The sequence below is a fragment of the Mycobacterium sp. 1165178.9 genome (assembly GCF_001673555.1).
In the GTDB taxonomy this organism is placed as follows: Bacteria; Actinomycetota; Actinomycetes; order Mycobacteriales; family Mycobacteriaceae; genus Mycobacterium.
The window spans coordinates 1-3,250 of record NZ_LZMB01000363.1 but is presented as its reverse complement, the minus strand read 5'-3'; the positions used below and the strand labels follow the sequence as shown (position 1 = coordinate 3,250).

Sequence of the window (3,250 nt, the reverse complement as noted above, 5' to 3'; positions counted from 1 at the left end):
TCGACGCGCTGGAGGAGTCGGTCACCGCGCTCGCGGCTCAGGGGCTTTCGTACGGCGTGCACGTGGTGTTGTCGGCATCGCGGTGGTCGGAGGTGCGGCCGTCTTTGAGGGACCAGGTCGGTACGCGCATCGAGTTGCGGCTCGGTGATCCCGCGGACTCCGAAATCGACCGCAAGGCGGCACGCCATGTTCCGCATGACAGCCCGGGTCGTGGTCTTTCCCGTGAGGGCCTGCACATGCTGATTGCCTTGCCCATCGCCGAGGTGCCTGGTGGTGAATCGGTTGCTCCGCGGATACCGCTGCTGCCGGAGCGCGTGGATCGCGAGGCGGTGGTGCGCCGGTGGGGTCCCGAGTCGGGTGCGCGGATACTGATCGGCCTGCGGGAGCGCGAACTGAGCTCAGCCGCAGTCGATTTCGGACGCTGTTCGCATTTGCTCGTCCTCGGTGACAACGAGTGCGGGAAGACGGCGACTCTCCGGACTGTGTGCCGGGAGATCGTTCGGACGATGACGCCCGCCCAAGCCCGGCTGTTGATCGTCGACTTTCGGCGCACGCTGCTCGGCGTCGTCGAGTCGGAGCATCTCAGCGGTTATGCGATGTCGCCCGCTGCCCTGACCGCCTCGTTGCCCGGCCTGCTCGGGTCTCTGGAGGCGCGGATGCCGCCGCCCGACGCCAGTCAGGCCGAGTTGCGCAGTGGCGCTTGGTGGTCTGGACCAGAGCTCTACGTCATCGTCGATGACTACGACCTGGTAGCCGGCCCGGCGGGCAATGGCCTGGCACCGATCGTCGAATTCCTGCCGTATGCGCCAGATCTGGGATTGCACCTGATCATCGCCCGCCGCAGCGGCGGACTCGACCGCGCAATGTTCGAGCCGCTGTTGGCGAGTCTGCGCGACCTCGGTTGCGCGTCGCTGATGATGAGCGGATGTCCAGCGCAGGGTGCATCGCTGGCTTCCACTGCGCCGGTGCGATTGCCGCCTGGCCGCGGAGTCCTGGCCAGTCGGGCCGGGGATGAGGAAGTTGTCCAGGTTGCCTGGAGCCCACCGTGAGCGGGCACCCCGCGGTCGTCGAAGCCGGGCCCGGCACGATCCGACGATTATGTTGCGCCACAGGCTCCGTCGCCGACGACGAGATGGCTGAGATCGTGCGGGCGGCGCTGGATGCGATAGACGACCCGGTGGCGCTGGTAGGGGAGCGGCCGACGGCCGTCGACGCGCTGTGGGAAGCAGCGTTGCGATCAGCGACCCGCGGGCACTGCGACGGCACGGTCGTCGTGCATCCGTCGTGGTGGTCTGCTTCGCGCGTCGGTGTGGTGAGCGCGGCCGCCGCGGCCGTGGCAGGTCAGACGCGGACGCGGGCGTCGCTGCTGAGGCGGGCGTCGCGCTCCGCACCGGATGCGACGGTCGTGGTCGAAATCGCCCAGCGACTGGTGGCGCTCACCGCAAGCGAGGTCACGGCTGTCGCGCGCACGGCCGAACCGCGGTCCGTCGCCCACGACGTTGCGCGCGTCGTTGCGGCAATGGCGCCAGAAGCCGTGCTGATCGACACCCCAAGCACCGTCGCCGGTGCACCGGCGCTAGGGGCGCTGATCGCCGGCGCGGTACGCGATGGCGGACAAAGCAATCCAGACATCCTCGAAATCAATGACTTTCGGCTGGCCTGTCTCGCGCGGTCGACCAACCCGGCAACGGCCGAGCCGTCGGAACCGCCGGCCGGTACCGGCCGACCGCGTGGCCGGGCGCGCGGCGGGCTCGTGGCGGCCGCGATCGTGGTCGCCGCGGCGGCGCCGACCGCAATGACGATGGGCCGACCCGGCGTGGTGGCGCCGAAGCCGGCGGAAACCGCGCCCACCACGTTTCTGGTGGAAGGCCGGGTGGCGCTGTCGGTGCCCGCGACGTGGTCGGCGCAGCGGGTGGTCAGCGGACCGGGCTCGGCCCGGGTGCAGGTCACCTCGCAGACGGATCCGGACGTGGCGTTGCACATCACCCAGTCACCGGTGGCCGGCGAGACCCTCAGTGGTACCGCCGAGCGGTTGAAGCACGCGATCGATGCCGAGGCCCCGGGGGTCTTCGTCGACTTCAACCCGTCCGGAACCAGCGCCGGCCGCCCGGCGGTGACCTACCGCGAAGTGCGCCCCGGTCATCACGTGCGCTGGACGGTGCTGCTGGACGGCCCGGTTCGGATCAGCATCGGTTGCCAGAGCGGCGCCGGCGACGAAGACGCCGTCCGCGATGCCTGCGATCAGGCGGTGCGATCCGCCCACGCGATCGGATGAAATCTGTGGAACCGAACGACCGCGCCGGGGGTCGTACTTGGTATGGCTGCATCGAACACGCTGAGCACCGATCTCGACCTGATGCGGTCGGTGGCGGGTACCACCGACGCCCGCAACGAGGAAATAAGGGCGCTGCTGCAGGCGTTCGTCGGCCGCATGAACGGTGTGCCGCCGTCGGCGTGGGGCGGGCCGGCGGCCGCTCGCTTCAAAGACGTGATGGATCGCTGGAACGCGGAGTCGCTGAGGCTCTATCACGCCCTGAACACCATCGCCGACACCATTCGGCACAACGCGGCCGCTCTACAGGAGGCCGGCCAAAACCATGCACACCACGTCGCCGCCGCAGGCGCGAACTTGTGACGAGAGGGGATTCCCGTGGACCCGGTGCTTTCCTATAACTTCGGCGAAATCGAACACGCGGTGCGTCAGGAAATTCACTCCACGTCGGCACGCTTCAATGCGGCGCTGGAAGACCTGAGATCGCAGATCGCACCACTGCGGCAGCTGTGGACCAGCGAAGCGGCCGCCGCATACCAGGTTGAGCAGCTCAAATGGCACCAGTCGGCGACCGCGCTCAACGAAATTCTGGCTGCCCTGGGAAACGCCGTGCGCGACGGCGCGGAAGAGGTCGCCAACGCCGACCGCCGGGCCGCCGGCGTCTGGGCGCGGTAGCGGCCGAACAGACCACCGCGCGGAGGTAGCCGCGCCGTGAGACTGTGTGGTCCTGACGGGGGAGAGCCGTTGGGACCACACAGTCATTTTGACCTGCGGGGATGGCGGTCGGTAAGCTGCTCCGTTGGCGTGCGGTACGCCGGGGCCTCGGGTCAATGTCGGTCGCCGAGACCAAGCCCTGCCGCGAACGCCTGACCGGCCCCCGGGTCACACCGGGATCACCCCGAGAAGAAGAAGGTAAGCGCTGTGCCTACGTACACGCCAAAGGCGGGTGACACCACGAGGTCGTGGCACGTCATCGAC

Annotated in this window: 4 protein-coding genes; all 4 read left to right on the top strand. The window is 68.9% G+C overall.

The features are described from left to right. Positions 1-1,049, top strand: a 1,049-nt coding sequence (eccCb, locus tag A5652_RS15845) for a type VII secretion protein EccCb (protein WP_067353149.1), incomplete at its 5' end; no start/stop codon positions are given. After that, positions 1,046-2,275, top strand: coding sequence for a type VII secretion-associated protein (locus A5652_RS15840; protein WP_067353146.1), 1,230 nt, complete (start codon positions 1,046-1,048; stop codon positions 2,273-2,275). The genes eccCb and A5652_RS15840, both read left to right, overlap by 4 nt. A 42-nt stretch (positions 2,276-2,317) precedes the next feature. Next, positions 2,318-2,635, top strand: coding sequence for a WXG100 family type VII secretion target (locus A5652_RS15835; RefSeq protein ID WP_067353144.1), 318 nt, complete (start codon positions 2,318-2,320; stop codon positions 2,633-2,635). Positions 2,636-2,644: 9 nt separating this feature from the next. Then, complete coding sequence (locus A5652_RS15830) at positions 2,645-2,947, top strand: WXG100 family type VII secretion target (RefSeq protein ID WP_156745370.1); 303 nt, start codon at positions 2,645-2,647, stop codon at positions 2,945-2,947. The last annotated feature ends 303 nt before the right edge of the window (positions 2,948-3,250 follow it).